Source organism: Mycolicibacterium sp. XJ1819 (assembly GCF_053483675.1).
The window spans coordinates 1-305 of the sequence record NZ_JBEFST010000066.1; the positions used below are offsets into that span (position 1 = coordinate 1).

1 protein-coding gene is annotated in these 305 nt (G+C 64.3%); it reads left to right on the forward strand.

Annotation, left to right across the window (positions count from 1 at the left end; genetic code table 11):
* Positions 1-305 (forward strand): cadherin-like domain-containing protein (locus tag ABQE89_RS26330; protein WP_448422187.1); only part of this gene is annotated, 305 nt, incomplete at both ends.

Sequence of the window (305 nt, forward strand, 5' to 3'; positions counted from 1 at the left end):
TTGGTGGACGGGCCGGCCAACGGCACCCTGGTGCTCAACGCGGATGGGTCGTTCACCTACACCCCCGACGACGACTTCTACGGCACCGACACCTTCACCTACCTCGCCAACGACGGCGAGTTGGACGGCAACACCGCCACCGTCACCATCACCGTCAACCCCGTCAACGACGAAGCACCCATCGCGGTCGATGACGCCTACGCCGTCGATGAAGACGGCACCCTCACCGTGACCGGGCCAGGCGTGTTGGCCAATGACACCGACTTTGACAACGACGACCTGACAGCGGTGTTAGTGGACGGGCC